Below are 16,347 nucleotides of genomic sequence, written 5' to 3'. Positions count from 1 at the left end.
GGGCGCTCCGATGAGCGAGCGTGAGCGAGCGAACCATGAGCATCGTGCGCTCCGGTGCCTCCTCGAAGCTCCGACGAAGGAGGAGCGTCGATGAGCGCGGGGACGGATCTGGCCGGGGCGGCGCGGCATCCCGGTGCCGCGGCGGACGGGTCGGCGGCACGTACCGAGACGGCGGCGATCGCGGCCGCCGAGGCGGCGGCGGCCTCGGCCGGGGTGTACGTGCGGGCCCTGGACGGGATGGCCGAGCTGCAGCGGATGTGCGAGCTGTACGAGCGGATCTGGCGGTTCGGCCCGGACAGCATGCCGCTCAGCGTGGAGCTGGTGCGCGCGATGTCGAAGGCGGGCAACTACATCGCCGGCGCGTTCGACGGGGACGAGCTGGTGGGGGCCTGCGTCGGGTTCTTCGCCCCGCCGGCGCACCGGTCGCTGCACAGCCACATCGCCGGGGTCTCGCCGCGTACCCGGGGGCGCAGCATCGGTTTCGCGTTGAAGGTGCACCAGCGGGCGTGGGCGTTGGGGCACGGGATCGCCGAGATCGCGTGGACCTACGATCCGCTGGTGGGGCGCAACGCGTACTTCAACATCGGCAAGCTCGGCGCGCGCCCGGTGGAGTACCTGGCGAACTTCTACGGGCCGATGCACGACGGGCTCAACGGCGCCGACGAGACCGACCGGCTGCTGATCGAGTGGCGGCTGGAGGATCCGGGCGTGGTCGCGGCCTGTGCCGGTACGCCGGGCCGGTTCGACGCGGCGGCCGAGGAGGCGGCAGGCGCCCGGTACGCGCTGCGCCGCTCTGCCACCGGTGAACCGGAGCCGGCGACCGCCGGGACGCCGACGGTGCTGGTGGCGGTCCCGCGCGACATCGAGGGGCTGCGCGGGTCCGATCCGGCCTGCGCGGCGCGCTGGCGCGAGGCGGTCCGCGAGGTGCTCGGTGGGTTGCTCGCGGCCGGTGGCCGCATCCGCGGGTTCGACCGCGGCGACTGCTACATCGTCGACACAGGAGGGCATTCGTGAAGCTGACCGGGGTGGAGCTGCGCACCGTCGAGATGCCGCTGGTGGCGCCGTTCCGGACGTCGTTCGGCACCCAGCAGGTACGCGAGATCCTGCTGCTGCGGGTGGTGACGCCGGAGGCGGAGGGCTGGGGCGAGTGCGTCGCGATGAGCGATCCGCTGTACAGCTCGGAGTACGTGGCGGCGTGCGCCGACGTGCTGCGCCGGTTCCTGGTGCCGACGCTGGGCCGGATCCGTGACCTGGACGCGACGCGGGTGGCACCGACGCTGGCCGGGTTCAAGGGGCACCGGATGGCGAAGGCCGCGCTGGAGATCGCGGTACTCGACGCCGAGCTGCGCGCCCGCGGTGTGCCGCTGTCCCGGGAGCTGGGCGCGGTACGCGACCGGGTCGACTGCGGCGTGTCGGTGGGCATCATGGAGTCGATCCCGCAGCTGTTGGACGCGGTCGCCGGCTACCTGGACGCCGGGTACCTGCGGATCAAGCTGAAGATCGAGCCGGGCTGGGACGTCGAGCCGGTCCGCGCGGTACGGGAACGGTTCGGCGACGGCGTGGCCCTGCAGGTAGACGCGAACACCGCCTACCACCGCACCGACGGCCGGCACCTGGCCCGGCTCGACCCGTTCGACCTGCTGCTGATCGAGCAGCCGCTGGACGAGGAGGACGTGCTCGGCCACGCCCAGCTGGCCCGGCAGCTGACCACACCGATCTGCCTGGACGAGTCGATCGTGTCGGCGCGGGCCGCGGCGGACGCGATCGCGCTGGGCGCCTGTTCGATCGTGAACATCAAGCCCGGCCGGGTCGGCGGGTTCCTGGAGGCGCGGCGCATCCACGACGTGTGCGTGGCCCACGACGTGCCGGTGTGGTGCGGCGGGATGCTGGAGTCGGGGATCGGTCGGGCGGCGAACCTGGCGCTCGCGGCGCTGCCCGGCTTCACGCTGCCCGGCGACACGTCGGCCTCGGACCGCTACTACGCCCGGGACGTGACCGAGCCGTTCCGGCTCGACCAGGGGCAGCTCGCGGTACCGACCGGGCCGGGCATCGGCGTCGACCCGATCGCCGAGGCGCTCGACGCGGTCACCATCCGTACCGAGTGGATCGCGGCCTGATCCTCGTCGCGGCGCCCCGGCCGGACTCGAACACGTTCGGGTCCTGTCGGGGTCGACGAAGTCCACCTAGGATTTCGTCATGCTCGCCCAAACCCGGGCCCGGCCGCACGCCCTACCGTCGGGGACGTGCTTGTCGCCGTGACCGCCGGACGACCGCGGGCTAGCCTGGGCCGGATCCTGGAGGATCTCGGCGCGACCCTGCTCGAGCTCGTCGCGGGCGACCCCGAGTCGGTCGACGAGGTCGGCGGGGTGGTCATCCACGACCCGCTCGACGAGCCGGCGACGCCCCGGCGCGCGCTGGTGCTCGGCGTCGGGATGCACGAGCCGGCGGAGATCGCCGCGCTGCTGACCGAACTGGGTGAGCACGGCGCGGCCGGGCTGGTGGTCCGCGCGCCGGTGGCGCCCGACGAGCGGCTCTCCGCCGCGGTACGGCGGTCCGGGGTGGCGCTGCTGGGTCTGACCCGCGGCGCGTCCTGGACCCAGCTCGCGGCGATGCTGCGGTCGCTGATCGCCGAGGGCGACGTGGGCGACACCGGCCCGGAGACGCTCGGCGGGATGCCCTCCGGCGACCTGTTCGCGCTGGCCAACGCGATCTCCACGCTGCTGGATGCGCCGGTCACGATCGAGGACCGCAACTCGCGGGTGCTCGCCTTCTCCGGTCGGCAGGACGAGGCCGACCCGTCCCGGATCGCCACGATCCTGGGTCGCCAGGTGCCGCAGCGGTTCACCCGCGTCCTGGAGGAGCGCGGCGTGTTCCACGAGCTGTACCGCAGCGACGACCCGATCGCGGTGGCGCCGATGCCGGTCGAGCCGCCGGAGATCGCGCTGCCCCGGGTGGCGCTGGCGATCCGCGCCGGCGACGAGATCCTCGGCTCCATCTGGGCGGCGGTGCGCTCCCCGCTGTCGGCCGAGCGCACCCAGGCGTTGCGGGACGCGGCGAAGCTCGTCGCGCTGCACCTGCTGCGGCTGCGCGCCGGCGCCGACGTGGAACGCCGGCTGCGCGCCGACCTGGTCGCGACCGCGCTGGAGGCCGGGCCCGGCGCCGCGGACGCGCTGACCCGGCTCGGGCTGGCCGAGCAGAGCTGCCTGGTCCTGGCGCTCACGCCGGTCGGCCGCGCCGAGGACGAGGGGTTGACCGCCACGCACGCCCAGCTGGTCGCCGAGCGGCAGCGGCTGGCCGACGCGTTCTCGATGCACCTGAGCGCGGTGTACCCGCGGTCGGCGGTCGCGCTGATCGGCGACGTCGGGTACGGCATCGTCGGCTGCCGGCCGGACCGGGGCGACGCCGAGCAGCGCGCGGTACGGGTGACCCGGGAGTTTCTGGGCCGGATCGGCAGCAGCCGCCGGGTGCTGGTCGGGGTCGGTTCGGTCGCGCACGACCACGCCGGGTTGGCCCGGTCCCGGGCCGGCGCCGACCGGGCGCTGCGGGTACTGCGTCGCGGTCGCGAGGCGACCGGGGTCGCCCGGATCGCCGACGTGCACGTCGAGGCGCTGCTGATCGAGCTGGCCGACCTCGCCGCGGCCCGCGGCGACCAACCGAGCGGTCCGGTGGCGCGGCTGCTGGCCTACGACGCCAAGCGGCGCACCTGCCTGGTGGAGACGCTGCACGCGTGGCTGACCGCGTTCGGCGACGTGGCCGCCGCCGCTGCGGCGCTGCACACCCACCCGAACACGTTCCGGTACCGGCTGCGGCGGCTCACCGAGGTCGGCGGCATCGACCTGACCGACCCGGACGCCCGCTTCGCCGCCATGCTCGAACTGCGCCTGATGGACTTCCCGCCGCCGTCCTCGTGACCTGGGTCTCGAACCGTCGTTCGGGGGAAGCCAGCCCCCGCCGGCGAGGTTGGCGACGGTGCCGGCGGGCGCCGGTACTCGCGAGGAAGGCGGTGGCGGCGCGATGAAGGCGGTGCGGTTCCACGAGTACGGCGGGGTCGACGTGCTGCGCGTCGAGGACGTGCCGCGCCCGGAGCCGGGACCCGACCAGCTGCTGGTCGAGGTCCGGGCGGCCGGCATCCAGCCGGGCGAGGCGCACATCCGCTCTGGCGGGCTGCACGCCCGCTGGCCGGCGACGTTCCCCTCCGGGCAGGGCAGCGACCTGGCCGGGGTGGTGGTCGCGCTCGGCTCGGAGGTACGCGGGTTCGCGGTCGGCGACGAGGTGCTCGGCTTCACCCACCGGCGGGCCAGCCACGCGCAGTACGTGGTGGCCGACGACGTGCACGTGGTGCACCGGCCGCGGGGCCTGTCCTGGGATGTCGCCGGGGCCCTCTACGTCGCCGGTACCACCGCGTACGCGACGGTGTTCGCCACCGATCCCACGCCGTCGGACACCGTCGTGGTGTCCGGCGCGGCCGGCGGGGTCGGCTCGCTGGCCGTGCAGCTGGCGCGCCGGCGGGGAGCGACGGTGATCGGGCTGGCCAGTACCCGCAATCACGGCTGGCTGGCCGAGCACGGCGTGGTGCCGGTGGCGTACGGGGACGGGGTCGGCGACCGGATCCGGGCCGCGGCCGGCGGTCGGGTGGACGCGTTCATCGACACGATCGGCAACGGGTACGTCGAGTTGGCGGTGTCGTTGGGGGTGCGGCCGGAGCGCATCGACACGATCCGCGACTGGCAGGCGGCGGCGAAGGTCGGCGCCCGTACCTACGGCGAGGGTTCGGCGGCGTCCGCGGTGGTGCTGGGCGAGCTGGCCCGGCTGGCCGCCGGCGGCGAGCTGGAGGTGCCGATCGCGCGCGCCTACCCGCTGGAGTCGGTCCGCGAGGCGTTCCGTGACCTGGAGCAGGGCCACACCCACGGCAAGATCGTCCTGCACCCCTGACGTGCCGCTAGCCGGCGCGCACGTCGTGCAGGTGCGCGACCCGGCCGTAGGAGCCTTCGGGCGGCGCGGCCACCAGCTCCAGCACCCGGCCGGTGGCCGCGACGACGGCCTCGGACCGGGTCTCGGCGTCGTGGGTCACCTGGTCGGTCCAGATCTCGGTGACCCAGATGGTGTCGGGGTCGTCGAGTGCGGTGTGGATGCCGCACCACTCCAGGCCGGGGGTGTCGAGCCGCAGCAGCTCCGCCAGCCGCGCGACGAGCTCGTCGCGCTGGCCCGCCTTCGCGGTCATCTTCCCGTACACGCTGAACCTGCTGTCCGCGGTCATGGCGTCTCCTCTGAACTGGCCATCAGTGTCTCTTTATGAGACATCACTGTCTTACAACGAGACCTTCTTGTCAACCTGCCGGTACGATGCGGCCATGAGCAAGGGGGACGCCCTGCGGGACCGCACCGCGGCCGCGATCGTCGACAGCGCCGCGGCGAGCCTGGCCGAGCGGGGCCGGATCGTGAGCATGAACGAGGTCGCGCGCGCCGCCGGGGTCAGCCGCGCCACGCTCTACCGGTACTTCCCGAACCGCGAGGCGCTGCTGCGCGCGATGGCCACCACCGGCGTCGAGGAGCTCGCGGCCCGGGTGGCGGACGCGGATCTGCAGGGCCTCCCGGTCGACCAGGCCATCGCCCGGCTGGTACGCGGGTTCATCGCGGTCGGCAGCAAGTACGTGGCGCTGTCCGCCGGCCAGGCCAGCACCGACGACCATCCCGACGTCGACGCCCTGCTGACCGAACCGGTACGGGACCTGTTCCGGCGGGGGATCGCCGACGGCGTGCTGCGCCCCGGCCTCGCCCCGGAGCTGCTGACCGAACTGCTCAGCGGCCTCGTCAAGGCCGCGCTCGGGATGGTCGCGGACGGCCAACTCGGCGCCGAGGAGGCTGCCGCGGGCGTGGTCGCGGTGTTCCTCGACGGGGCCCGTGCCGGTACCCGGTCACCGGAGCCCGCCCGATCGTCGCGGGCGCGGTAGCCGGCGCCCCGGCGGGCCCGGCCCGGCGCCGAGCCACCGGTGGCGCCGCGCCCGCTTCCCCGCCGGCCGGGTACGGCCCGGGTACGACCCCGCCGCGTCGCCGTGATCGGCGAGGGCGGGGCCCGGGTTGTCAGGCCAGCGCGATCAGGGTGATGCCGGTGAGCACGACCAGCGCGCCGGCGACCCGGCGCAGCGGCTGCGCCTCGGCGAACAGCCACCAGGCGAGCAGCGAGCCGACCACGATGGACGACTCGCGGGCCGGCGCCACGATCGTCACCGGCAGCCGCTGCATCGCGACCAGTACCAGGATGTAGGCGGCCGGGGACAGCACGGCGACGGTCGCGATCTCGCGCCAGTGCCGGGTGAGCGCCGGCCGGATCGCGTCCCGGCGGCGCACCGCGGCCGGGGTCAGCAGCGCGGCCTGCATCGTCACCGCGAGCCCGAAGTACACGATCGGGGCGATGTCCCAGCGGGTGACGGCGTGGTCGTCCCACAGCGTGTACGCGGCGATCATCGCGCCGGTGGCGGCGCCGTACCCGAGGCCGTTGGCGAGGGGGCGTCCGGCGTGTTGGCGCTTGAGGGTGGTGACCACGGTGATGCCGGCCAGCACCAGCGCGGCACCGGCGAGCGCCGGCAGGCCGGGCCGCTCCCCCAGCGCCGCGACGGCCACGACCATGGTCAGCAGCGGACCGACCCCGCGGGCGACCGGGTAGACCACCGTCAGCTCGGCCCGCCGGTACCCGGCCTGCAGGACCAGCGAGTAGACGATGTGGATCAGCGCGGAGACCAGCGGGCCGATCAGCAACCGCCACGACCAGGCGCCGGGATCGCGGGCCAGGGCGAGCAGGGCCAGCGGCAGGCACAGCACCGCGCCGAGCACCATGTAGCTCCACACGAACACCGACCCGTCCCCGTGGTACCGCTTGGCGGCCAGGTTCCAGATCGCGTGCAGCACCGCGGCCGCGAGCACCAGCCCGATCGCCGGTGACATCAGCGCGCTCCGCGGCCGCGGTCCGGGCGCGCGACGAGCGGCGTCACGCCGTACCGTCGGGCAGCTCGATGCCGAGGCGCTCGGCCCGGCGGGTGCGGTCCATGTCGGCCCGGGCGACGGCGGCGTGCAGCAGGTCGACGACGGCGAGGTGGGCCAGCCGGCTGCTGGCGGCGGCGAGTTGCCGGCCGAGGTTCTCGCCGCCGGCGATCAGCGTGACGTCGGCGGTGCGGGCCAGCGGCGAGGCGGTGAAGCTCGTGACGGCGACGACGCGGGCGCCGGCGGCCTTGGCCGCCTCGACGATGTCCATCGTCTGCGGCGTCACGCCGGTGTAGCTGACGGCGACCAGCACGTCAGCGGCGGTCAGCAGCCGGGCCACCACCATCGCGGACAGGTGGTCGGCGGAGGCCTGGGCGATCAGCCCGATCGAGGTGAACCGGAACGCGGCGTCGAGCGCGACCGACGCGGAGGTGCCGGACCCGGCGACGAGGATCCGGCCGGCGCCGTCGAGCAGCGTCACCGCGCGCTCCAGCTCGGCGGTGTCGAGGGTGCCGCGGATCGCGGCGATGCTCGCGGCGTGGCTGGACAGGATCGCCTCCTGCAGCTCGCCGGTGGTGGCGGCCTCGGACAGCTGCCGCGGCGGCACGAAGATGCTGACGCCGCCGGAGGCGCGGGCGAGGGCGAGCTTGAACTCGCTGAAGCCGTCGTAGCCGACCGCACGGGCGGCCCGGACGACGGTGGCCGGGGAGACGCCGGCACGTTCGGCGGCCTCGGCAGTGGTGGCCGACACCAGGAAGGTGGGCTCGTCGAGCGCGAGCCGGACCACTGCGGCGTCGCTGCGCCGCAGCCCCGGCAGCCGGGCCTGCAGCCCGGCCCGCAGTCCGGCGAGGTCGAACGGGAAGGAGGAAGTCACGTTTCCAAACTACACGATGATTGGAAACAGAGTTTCCTCGACGGCAGGCACCTTCAGTCAGCGCCCGCATCTCGACATAAACCTTCCAACGGTGTACGAAGAGTTCAGTTCGGACGTCGGGAGGCCACGATGCGGTATCCGATCCGTGCCGGCGCGGTCGCGCTGGCGCTGCTGGCCAGCACGCTGTTCGGCGCCGACCCGGCCGCGGCCGGCCAGGCCCCCGTCAGTACCACCATCGGCAGCTCGCCGGTGGACATCGTGTTCAACGACCCGGTCGACCACGGCGGGCAGGACACCGCCCAGCTGCAGAAGATGATCGCGCTGATCAACGGCGCGCCGGCCGGCTCCAGCATCCGCATCGCGCTCTACTCCATCAGCGCGAACATCGTGTACGACGCGATCGCCGCCGCGGTGTCGCGCGGCGTGCACGTGTACGCGGTGCACAACGGCGAGGACCAGAAGTCCACCGACGACTCTCCCGCCGCGCTCGCCACGTTGCTGGGCGCCAACCACCACTGGTGCGACCACGGGAGCGCGTCGCTGGCGTACGGCGGGGGCTGCCTGTCGACCAGTTCCACCGGGCTGATGCACGCCAAGTACATGCTGTTCTCGCAGACGGCGGACGCCGCGGGCACCCAGCACCAGTGGGTGACCTGGTTCGGCTCGCCGAACATGACCTACGCGTCGGGCGCGAACGAGTTCAACAACTCCTTCACCGTCTACGGCGACAAGACGCTGTACGACGGGTTCAGCACGCAGCTGTGGGACCCGATGTGGGCGGAGAACTCGTACCCGGACAACGACTTCTACGTCGCCTCCGCGCCGCGCGGCTACTTCGGTTCGGCCGCCTCCAACGTGCAGGTCTACGCCTCGCCCGAGCAGACCACCGATCTGGTCGTGAACCGGCTGAACTATCTCGACGCCGACGACAGCTGCCGGGTGCGGGTGATGGAGGCGTCGATCACCAGCGGCCGGATGGCGGTGGTGAACAAGCTCGTGTCGCTGCACCAGCAGGGCTGTCACACCTGGGTGGACGTCGGCTCGATCGACAGCCAGCCGCTGTCGACGCTCAAGGCCGCCGGGATCCCGGTGCACACCTCCCCGGTGCACGACAAGGCGATCATCGTCTACGGCCGGTATGCCGGGTCCACCGCCGACCGCACCCTGGTGTTCACCGGTTCGCACAACCTGACCGCGTCCGCGCTGCGCTACAACGACGAGATCCTGGTCAAGGTCGAGGACAGCCAGGCCATGTACGACGCCTTCTACGCCCACTTCAACGACGCCTACAACACCGGCAGCAGCCTCTGACCGGCGCCGGTGTGGGTCTTTGCGGTATCGCCGTCGGCGGGGCGCCGGGGCCGCTAGCGTCAGGGGCGGCCGAGGGCGGGGGTGACTGATGACGGCGACGCTGATCACCGGGGCGAGCGTGTGGGACGGGATCGCCGACACGGCGGTGCCGCGGCAGGTCCTGGTCGTCGGCGACCGGATCGAGCGGATCGCCGAGACGATCGACGCGCCGCCCGGCGCCGAGACCATCGACCTGCCCGGGCACACCCTCACGCCCGGATTCATCGACTGCCACACCCACGTCGGGTTGACTCCGAACCTGCTCGAGCTCGGGCCGCTGTCCAGCCCGGCGAAGACGCTGCGCGCGCTGCCGATCCTGGAAGCCTTGCTGGACAACGGCTTCACCACGATCCGCGATCTGGGCTGCGGCGACGTGGACCATCCGACCATCGACCTGCGCAACGCGATCGCCGCCGGGTTGGTACGGGGGCCGCGGATGCTGGTGGCGCCGCACATCCTGTCCGCCCGCGGCGGGCACGGTGACTTCAGCGCCAACCTCGCCGACCAGTACCAGCCCGGCATCCGCGGGCTGGAGTTCGCGACCGCCGACGGGCCGGACGAGATCCGTACCCTGGTGCGGCAGGAGATCCGGGCCGGCGCCGACTGGATCAAGTTCGCCGCGACCGGCGGATTCAGTTCGCCGTCCGACGATCCGAACACACCACCTACAGCCAGCAGGAGATGGACACGCTGGTCGCCACCGCGGCCGACCTCGGCGTGCCGGTCACCCCGCACTGCTACGGCGACGAGGCGGCCCGGCGCGCGGTGCGGGCCGGGGTGCGCAGCATCGACCACGGCAACCTGGTCTCCGCCGAGGGGCTGGCGATGATCGAGGACGCCGGGGTCTTCCTGGTGCCGACGCAGTACACCATCCTCACCGACGCGCGCCGAGCCGGCGACGACGCGTACTGGCGGGGCAAGCCGCCGTACAAGCGCGCCAAGTTCGTGCGCTACGGCGCCGAGCTGGAGGCCGCCGCCGAAAGTCTGGCCGCCAGCGACGTCAAGATCGCCTTCGGTACCGACGCCGGGATGTTCCCGCACCGGGACAACTGGCGGGAGTTCGGCGCGATGGTCTCGACCGGGATCAGCCCGCTGCGGGCGCTGCGCGCCGCCACCAGCGTCGCCGCCGAACTGCTGCGGTTGGACGAGGTCGGCGTGCTCGCCGCCGGCAAGATCGCCGACGTGGTCGCGATGCCGGGCAACCCGTTCACCGACATCCAGGTCACCGGCCGGGTCGACTTCGTCATGCGCTCCGGCACCGTCCACAAGCGACCCGCCGGCTGATCGCGAGCCACCGCCGGCCCGGGTCCGGCGGGCGATGTCGTTTCACCGCCCGCCGTGCGGTCGCGGCGGGCTTGCGGGCCGGGGCACAATCGCGGCCGTGACGATCTCTCTCGACCAGGCGCGGGCGGTACTGGCCGCGCAACCGTTCAGCCGGCTGCTCGGCGCGGAGCTGATCGCGTTCGCGCCGGGGATGGCCGAACTGCGCATCCCGCTGCGCGACGACCTGCTCCAGCAGTTCGGGTACGTGCACGGCGGGGTGCTGGCGTACGCGGCGGACAACGCGATCACGTTCGCCGCCGGCAGCGTGCTCGGCCCCGCGGTGCTCACCCGCGGCCTGGCCATCGACTACGTGCGGCCGGGCACCCCGGACGTGCTGCGCGCGGTCGCCTCGGTGCTCACCCACACCGACCGGCAGGCGGTCTGCCGGGTGGAGCTCTACACCGGTGTCGGCGCCGACGAGACCCTCTGCGCGGCCGCGCAGGGCACCGTCAACACCAGCAGGCGCGTCGGCTGAACGCACGGCTCGGTGCATGAAACGCACCCGAGTCGGGCAGTACGAGAGAGGGAGGCAGCTACCGCTCGGGGCGGCTGCACGAGCGCCGCCCGGGGCCCGGGGAGGCGGAGTCATGAAGCTCTCGCACGGGACCAGGAACTGGAGTGTCGCCTGCGCGGCGGCCGGTTGCGTGGCACTGCTCGGATCGGCGGGCTGCACCGGCGGCGGTGGTTCGCCCTCGGCGGAGGGCACGCACACCGCGGCACCGACGCCGAGCACGACCGCGGCGCACCCGGCGGCAACGGCGACACCGAGTACGGCCACGTCGAGCCCGGCGACCTCGGCGGCGACCGGTGAACCGGCCGGCAGCCCCGGGCACGGCATCGCCACCTGCACGACCGGCCAGTTGCGCGTCACGACCGGGCAGCGCACCGGGGCGATGGGCTCGGTGCAGGTGCAGCTGGTCTTCACCAACCGGGGTGAGCGCAGCTGCGTGACCGCGGGTTATCCGGGTGTCTCGTTCGTGACCGGCGACCAGGGGCGCCAGGTCGGCAGCGCCGCGAGCCGTCAGGGCGGCAGGTACCAGAGCGTGACGCTGGCGCCGGGCGGCACCGCGCACGCCGCGTTCCGGTACCCGCAGGTCGGCAACCTTCCCGCCGGCACGTGCAAGCCGACGACGGTGCGGGGGCTGCGGGTGTACCCGCCGGACCAGACGGCCGCCGTCTACGTGCCGCTGGCGGTCCGGGCCTGCGGGACGCACGGGGTCGGCGTCGGCGAGATCACCGCGATGCGCTCCGGTACCGGCACAGAGCGGTGAGGTGCCTGCCGGCCGCGTCGGATGCAGCCCGGTCCCGCACCCGCGGCGTGGCCCCGACCAGCGACGACACCGAAGGCGGGTGGCCGCGGTGGATGCCGGGGCACGTGTCCGGTGACATCGGCACGTCGGGTTGACGGTGCCGGCCGCGCGTGCTGTACTCGACATGGTTCCACGGTTTTTGTGGTCGTTTTTTTGAGGGCGCTCGCAAGAATTGACAGCGGGCGCGGTTTCTTTTCTCGAATTTCTTCGTGAGCCGTGTGCGTTGACCGGCGTACGTGCCAGTGCTGCGCCGTAAGGCAATATCGAGGGAGACACATGCCTCAGGGCACCGTGAAGTGGTTCAATGCCGACAAGGGTTTCGGGTTCATCAGCCCGGACGACGGCGGCGAGGACCTGTTCGTTCATTTCTCCGCCATCCAGGGCTCCGGTTACCGCAGCCTGGACGAGGCGGCTCGGGTCGAGTTCGAGGTCGAGCCGGGCAATCGCGGCCCGCAGGCCGTGCGAGTCTCGGTCGTCTGATTCGTGACGAAAGGGGCGTCCGTTCGGCGGGCGCCCCTTTCCTGCTATCGAGCCACGGGCGCCGCCGGACAACGGTTCGGCGCCGGCCCCGACACAACCAGGGAGCGGCTATTTCCACGTCAGGTACGGGTACGACGCAGGACCGCGCGGAACGAGCAACCGAGTTCACCGGCTCGTACCAGGCGGTCGCACGGGTGGTGCGGGAGCTGGGTCTGCTCCGCCGCGCCCGCTGGTTCTACGCGCTGGTGTTCGCGGTGCTGTGCCTGACCGTCGCCGGTGCTGGTGTCGGCTTCGCGCTGCTGGGCGACTCGTGGTGGCAGTTGCTGATCGCCGGCGTGCTCGGCGTCGTGTGCACCCAGTTCGCGTTCCTGGCGCACGAGGCGTCGCATCGGCAGATCTTCGCCTCCGGACCGGCCAACGACCGCGTCGGGCGGCTGCTCGGGACGCTGCTGGTCGGCATCAGCTACTCGTGGTGGATGGGAAAACACACCCGGCATCACGGGAATCCGAATCGGGTCGGCAAGGACCCCGACATCGCTCCGGGTGTCGTGTCGTTCCGGCCCGAGGACGCCGCCGCCCAGCGCGGATTCCTGGCCATGATGAACCGGCGCCAGGGCTATGCGTTCTTTCCGCTGCTGACCCTGGAAGGCGTCAATCTGCACGTCAGTTCGATCCGGTTCCTGTTCGGCCGCGGCAGGGTCACCGGCCGGTGGACCGAGATCGGGTTGATCGCCGCGCACCTGGCGCTGCTCATCGTGCCGGCGTTCGTGTTCCTGTCGCCGGGCGTGGCCGCCGCATTCTGCGGTGTGCAACTTGCCGTCTTCGGCGTCTACATGGGCGCGTCGTTCGCGCCCAACCACAAGGGCATGCCGGTGGTCGGCGCGAACGAGAAACTCGACTTCTTCACCAAGCAGGTACGAACCTCGCGCAACATCCGGGGGCGTTTCTGGGCGAGCGCGCTGATGGGCGGGCTGAACTACCAGATCGAGCACCACCTGTTCCCCAGCATGCCGCGGCCCTACCTGGCCCGCGCCCGCGCCATCGTGCGCGAGTACTGCGAGGGCAGGGACATCCCCTACACCGAGACGTCACTGCCCCGCTCGTACGCGATCGTGATCCGCTACCTCAACCAGGTGGGGCTGGCCGCCCGCGACCCGTTCGAGTGCCCGATGCTCGCCATGCGCCGCTGACCCCACCGTCGCGACCTCCGTACCCCGGCACCGGCTGCCGGGGCGCGGATCAGGCCGGGCGGCGGATGCCGTTGATCGCGTAGTCCCACACGCCGCCGTCGATGGCCTCCCGGGCCAGGTCGAGGTGCCCGGTGTGGGCGACGTTGTCGTTGAGCAGGTGCACCAGCACGCCGAGCACGGTGTCCTGCCGGTAGCCGCCCCAGGCCCCCTCCGGCCACCAGCCGGGCGCGTCGGTGCTGTCCCGCGGGGCGACCGCGGCCAGGCCGCGCGCCGTGTCCTCCCGCAACCGCTCCAGCAGCTGCGGGAACGGCAGGTCCGGATCGTTGTCCCACTCGTCGTCGTCGCGAAACTGCATCGGGTTGCCGGCGATGACGTGGTGCAGCCAGAACCAGGTCGAGTCGTGTACGTGCCCGACCAGGCCGGCGATGGTCCAGCCGGACCGCGCGGCCGGGGTGCGTACCTGCTCCTCGGTCAGCCCGTCGACGGAGCGGCAGATGCGGTTGGTGGCCTGCTGGATCCAGGCGATCAGTTCGGTGGTGACCGGGTCGGGCTGGCTTCGATGCTGTGTCATGCCCGTAGGTCGAAGCTGCGGCCGCCCGCTTCGACATCGCGGCGGAGAAATCTTCGAGATCGCGGATCCGGAGATCGTCGAGGACGGGCGATGTCGAGAACCCGGCGACCGGCCCCGACATGATGGTGGAGGCGATGCGCCTCCGGACCGATCCGACGCGTCAAGGAGCACTCGATGAAGTACGTCATCCTGATCCACTCCAACCCGCAGCCCTGGGGCCACCCCACCTCGGACTACCTGCCCGAGCACCAGGCGCTGCCCGAAGCCCAGCGCACGCGGCTGAACAAGGACTTCGAGGACGGATTCGCCCAGGTGATGGAGCGGGGCGAGTTCGTGCACGCCGAGGCGCTCGGCGCGCCGGCCACCTCCCGGCTGTTCCGGTGGCGCGACGGCGACCGGGTCGTCTCGGACGGCCCGTACGCGGAGGGCAAGGAACACTTCGCCGGGTTCTTCCTGATCGACGTGGAAAGCCAGGAACGCGCCGAGCAGATCGCCGAACTGTTCGCCGGGCCCGGCGAGACCGTCGAGCTGCGGCCGGTCATGAGCGTCGGCCCCGAGGACTGAACGCGGTGTCCGAGGCGCGGTACGAGCACGTGTGGCGGCAGGAGGCGCCGCACGTGCTCGCCGCCCTGTCCCGGCGGTACGGCAGCTTCGCCGACTGCGAGGACGCCGTACAGCTGGCGCTGGTCGCGGCGGCGCAGCAGTGGCCGCGCGACGGGGTACCGGACAACCCGGCCGGCTGGCTGCTGCGGGTGGCATCGAGGCGACTGGTCGACCAGCAACGCTCCGACGCCGCCCGCCGGGCGCGGGAGGAGAAGGCGGCCCGCCTCGACGGCGCCGCCCCGGCCGAGGTGCCGACCAGCGGCGACGACATGCTCGACCTGTTCGTGCTGTGCGCGCATCCGGCGCTGACCCCCACCTCGCAGCTCGCGCTGATGCTGCGCGCCGTCGCCGGCCTCACCACCGCCGAGATCGCCGCCGGACTGTTCGTACCGGAGTCGACGGTGGCGCAGCGCATCAGCCGGGCGAAGGCGACGCTCAAGCGGGCCGGTGCCCGGTTCGCGCCCGCACCGCCGGCCGAGCTGCCGGTGCGCATGCTCGCGGTCCGGCACGCCATCTCGCTGCTGTACACCCGGGCCCACCTCGCCGCCGACGGCCCGCAGGCCACCGATCCGCTGCTCGCCGAGACGGCGGTGCGGCTGGCCCGTACGCTGCTGCACCGCGCCCCCGCCGACCCGGAGAACGCCGGCCTGCTCACCCTGCTGCTGCTCACCCACGCCCGCAGCCCGGCCCGGCTGGACCGCGCCGGCGACCTGGTACCGCTCGACGAGCAGGACCGCGGCCGCTGGCAGCGCGCGCTGATCGACGAGGGCGTCGCGCTGCTGGAACGCACCCTGCCGGTCGGGTACGTCGGTGCCTTCCAGCTGCGCGCCGCGATCGCCGCGGTGCACGACGAGGCGCCCGACGCCGCCGCCACCGACTGGCCGCAGATCCTCGCCCTGTACCGGATGCTCGACCGCGTCGAGCCTTCCCCCGCCACCGCGCTCGGGCTCGCCGTGGCCACCGCCGAGGTACACGGTGCCGCCGCCGGGCTCGACCTGCTCGACCAGCTGCCCGACACCAGCCACCGCGCGCACGCCGCCCGCGGGCACCTGCTGGCCCGGCTCGGCCGTACCGAGCAGGCGCGCGCCGAGTTCCGGCGGGCCGCCGAGCTGACCCGCAGCATCCCCGAACAGCGCTACCTCAACCGTCTCGCCGGCAGCGGCGAGCCCCGCGCCACCGGCCGGTAGCGACGGGGCCGTCCGCGTCGGACCGGTCTAGAACGGGTTGTTGCCGCGGAAGCGGGTGTCGTACTTCGCGATCTGCTCCTTGCCCCTGGTGCGGACCGAACCGATGGTCTCGGCGCCCGGATCGGGTCGCCGCCACCGGCGCCACAGCCGCTGCCACCACGCACGAACGCCCATCTCGCACCCCTAGCTGTTCTGGGTCATGACGTTGGTGACGCCTGCGTGCAGCCGTGAGGCTGGTGGGCGGTCTCCGATGGCGGTGTGTGCTCGATGGTAGTTGTAGTGAACGTTCCATACGTCGATGGCGGCGGCGCGTTCGGCTTCGCTGGACCACGCTCGGGTGTAGAGCAGTTCGTCGGCCAGGATGCGGTTGTAGCGTTCGACCTTGCCGTTGTGTCGGGGTGTGAACGGTCGGATGCGTTGGTGGCGGGCGCCGTGGCTGGCCACGATGCGGGTGAAGCGGTGCGCGCGGTAGTTGGCGCCG

18 protein-coding genes and 1 pseudogene are annotated in these 16,347 nt (G+C 72.9%); 13 read left to right on the top strand and 6 right to left on the bottom strand.

Features of this window, described 5'->3' with window-relative positions:
* Positions 1-90: 90 nt before the first annotated feature.
* The 4 genes from NUM_RS25660 to NUM_RS25645 all read left to right on the top strand — a co-directional run bounded on the left by NUM_RS25660 (position 91) and on the right by NUM_RS25645 (position 4,932).
* Positions 91-1,014 carry a GNAT family N-acetyltransferase gene (locus NUM_RS25660; protein ID WP_225918856.1) on the top strand — a complete coding sequence of 308 codons (924 nt, stop codon included), beginning with the start codon at positions 91-93 and terminating at the stop codon, positions 1,012-1,014.
* Positions 1,011-2,117 carry an o-succinylbenzoate synthase gene (menC, locus tag NUM_RS25655; RefSeq protein ID WP_207127491.1) on the top strand — a complete coding sequence of 369 codons (1,107 nt, stop codon included), beginning with the start codon at positions 1,011-1,013 and terminating at the stop codon, positions 2,115-2,117. The genes NUM_RS25660 and menC overlap by 4 nt, the downstream gene beginning before the upstream one ends.
* 126 nt (positions 2,118-2,243) lie before the next feature.
* On the top strand, positions 2,244-3,911 hold the full coding sequence (locus NUM_RS25650; protein WP_225918855.1) for a PucR family transcriptional regulator: 1,668 nt from the start codon (positions 2,244-2,246) through the stop codon (positions 3,909-3,911).
* Between the two features lie 103 nt (positions 3,912-4,014).
* The gene (locus NUM_RS25645; RefSeq protein ID WP_207127490.1) at positions 4,015-4,932 is read left to right on the top strand and encodes an NADP-dependent oxidoreductase; all 918 of its coding nucleotides are present in this window, start codon (positions 4,015-4,017) and stop codon (positions 4,930-4,932) included.
* Between the two features lie 7 nt (positions 4,933-4,939).
* Here the strand turns inward: NUM_RS25645 and NUM_RS25640 are convergent, their stop codons facing one another.
* Positions 4,940-5,257, bottom strand: a complete 318-nt coding sequence (locus tag NUM_RS25640) for a putative quinol monooxygenase (protein ID WP_207127489.1) — start codon at positions 5,255-5,257, stop codon at positions 4,940-4,942.
* 94 nt (positions 5,258-5,351) lie between these two features.
* Here NUM_RS25640 and NUM_RS25635 point away from each other — a divergent pair, with 94 nt between their 5' ends.
* Positions 5,352-5,951, top strand: coding sequence for a TetR/AcrR family transcriptional regulator (locus NUM_RS25635; RefSeq protein WP_207127488.1), 600 nt, complete (start codon positions 5,352-5,354; stop codon positions 5,949-5,951).
* A gap of 130 nt (positions 5,952-6,081) precedes the next feature.
* Here the strand turns inward: NUM_RS25635 and NUM_RS25630 are convergent, their stop codons facing one another.
* Together NUM_RS25630 and NUM_RS25625 are read right to left on the bottom strand one after the other, a co-directional pair.
* Entirely contained in the window at positions 6,082-6,942 is an 861-nt protein-coding gene (locus NUM_RS25630; RefSeq protein ID WP_207127487.1) for a DMT family transporter, read from the bottom strand.
* 43 nt (positions 6,943-6,985) lie between these two features.
* On the bottom strand, positions 6,986-7,852 hold the full coding sequence (locus NUM_RS25625; RefSeq protein WP_207127486.1) for a MurR/RpiR family transcriptional regulator: 867 nt from the start codon (positions 7,850-7,852) through the stop codon (positions 6,986-6,988).
* A gap of 129 nt (positions 7,853-7,981) precedes the next feature.
* Between NUM_RS25625 and NUM_RS25620 the strand changes: the two genes are divergently transcribed.
* The 6 genes and pseudogenes from NUM_RS25620 to NUM_RS25590 all read left to right on the top strand — a co-directional run bounded on the left by NUM_RS25620 (position 7,982) and on the right by NUM_RS25590 (position 13,505).
* Entirely contained in the window at positions 7,982-9,163 is a 1,182-nt protein-coding gene (locus tag NUM_RS25620) for a phospholipase D-like domain-containing protein (RefSeq protein ID WP_207127485.1), read from the top strand.
* Between the two features lie 88 nt (positions 9,164-9,251).
* A pseudogene (locus NUM_RS37985) lies at positions 9,252-10,486 on the top strand (metal-dependent hydrolase family protein).
* A gap of 97 nt (positions 10,487-10,583) precedes the next feature.
* Positions 10,584-11,000, top strand: a complete 417-nt coding sequence (locus NUM_RS25605; RefSeq protein ID WP_225918854.1) for a PaaI family thioesterase — start codon at positions 10,584-10,586, stop codon at positions 10,998-11,000.
* 112 nt (positions 11,001-11,112) lie between these two features.
* Entirely contained in the window at positions 11,113-11,796 is a 684-nt protein-coding gene (locus NUM_RS25600; protein WP_207127482.1) for a DUF4232 domain-containing protein, read from the top strand.
* A gap of 315 nt (positions 11,797-12,111) precedes the next feature.
* Complete coding sequence (locus NUM_RS25595; protein ID WP_030448490.1) at positions 12,112-12,315, top strand: cold-shock protein; 204 nt, start codon at positions 12,112-12,114, stop codon at positions 12,313-12,315.
* Positions 12,316-12,509: 194 nt separating this feature from the next.
* Positions 12,510-13,505 (top strand): fatty acid desaturase family protein, encoded by a 996-nt coding sequence (locus tag NUM_RS25590; RefSeq protein WP_207127481.1) that lies wholly within the window; start codon positions 12,510-12,512, stop codon positions 13,503-13,505.
* 49 nt (positions 13,506-13,554) lie between these two features.
* On the opposite strand, the gene NUM_RS25585 is transcribed toward NUM_RS25590, so the two are convergent.
* The gene (locus NUM_RS25585; protein WP_207127480.1) at positions 13,555-14,076 is read right to left on the bottom strand and encodes a DinB family protein; all 522 of its coding nucleotides are present in this window, start codon (positions 14,074-14,076) and stop codon (positions 13,555-13,557) included.
* Between the two features lie 174 nt (positions 14,077-14,250).
* Between NUM_RS25585 and NUM_RS25580 the strand changes: the two genes are divergently transcribed.
* Positions 14,251-14,640 carry a YciI family protein gene (locus NUM_RS25580; protein ID WP_207127479.1) on the top strand — a complete coding sequence of 130 codons (390 nt, stop codon included), beginning with the start codon at positions 14,251-14,253 and terminating at the stop codon, positions 14,638-14,640.
* 5 nt (positions 14,641-14,645) lie between these two features.
* Positions 14,646-15,866 carry an RNA polymerase sigma factor gene (locus NUM_RS25575; RefSeq protein ID WP_225918853.1) on the top strand — a complete coding sequence of 407 codons (1,221 nt, stop codon included), beginning with the start codon at positions 14,646-14,648 and terminating at the stop codon, positions 15,864-15,866.
* Between the two features lie 27 nt (positions 15,867-15,893).
* On the opposite strand, the gene NUM_RS25570 is transcribed toward NUM_RS25575, so the two are convergent.
* Both NUM_RS25570 and NUM_RS25565 read right to left on the bottom strand, forming a co-directional pair.
* Positions 15,894-16,040, bottom strand: a complete 147-nt coding sequence (locus NUM_RS25570) for a hypothetical protein (RefSeq protein ID WP_207127478.1) — start codon at positions 16,038-16,040, stop codon at positions 15,894-15,896.
* Positions 16,041-16,049: 9 nt separating this feature from the next.
* A partial coding sequence (locus tag NUM_RS25565) for an integrase core domain-containing protein (protein WP_207127477.1) occupies positions 16,050-16,347 on the bottom strand: 298 nt, incomplete at its 5' end.

The sequence above is a fragment of the Actinocatenispora comari genome (assembly GCF_017312725.1).
Taxonomy (GTDB): domain Bacteria; phylum Actinomycetota; class Actinomycetes; order Mycobacteriales; family Micromonosporaceae; genus Actinocatenispora; species Actinocatenispora comari.
This window is presented reverse-complemented; position numbering and strand designations above follow the sequence as displayed.